Genomic DNA, 263 nt, shown 5'->3' on the forward strand with positions numbered 1-263 from the left:
CGTCGCGCAGCCGATCCGCGCGCATGCGTTCGTACTGGCACCGCAGGGACTGGCAGCTCCCGTCGGTGGCCGGGAATTCGGCGCTGCGGGTCGGGATGGACAGCGTCTCGCTGGCGCGGCCGTTAGGAGCCTGGTCGCCGTAGTGCACCCGCCCCTTCTCGTCGACCCAATTGTGCACCTGCGCTGTAGCATGTCGTAGCCGGCGATGTTCTCCCGGTGGCGATCATCTTCGTCGCGCAGCCGATCCGTGCGCATCCGTTCGT

At 68.1% G+C, this 263-nt stretch carries 1 protein-coding gene; it reads right to left on the minus strand.

Going from position 1 to position 263, the window contains the following annotated elements; all coding sequences use genetic code 11:
* Positions 1 to 178, minus strand: a 178-nt coding sequence (locus RYX56_RS25950; RefSeq protein ID WP_369293564.1) for a DUF4124 domain-containing protein, incomplete at its 3' end; no start/stop codon positions are given.
* Positions 179 to 263: the final 85 nt, after the last annotated feature.

The organism is Alkalihalophilus lindianensis, assembly GCF_032843265.1.
GTDB lineage: Bacteria > Bacillota > Bacilli > Bacillales > Bacillaceae_D > Alkalihalophilus > Alkalihalophilus lindianensis.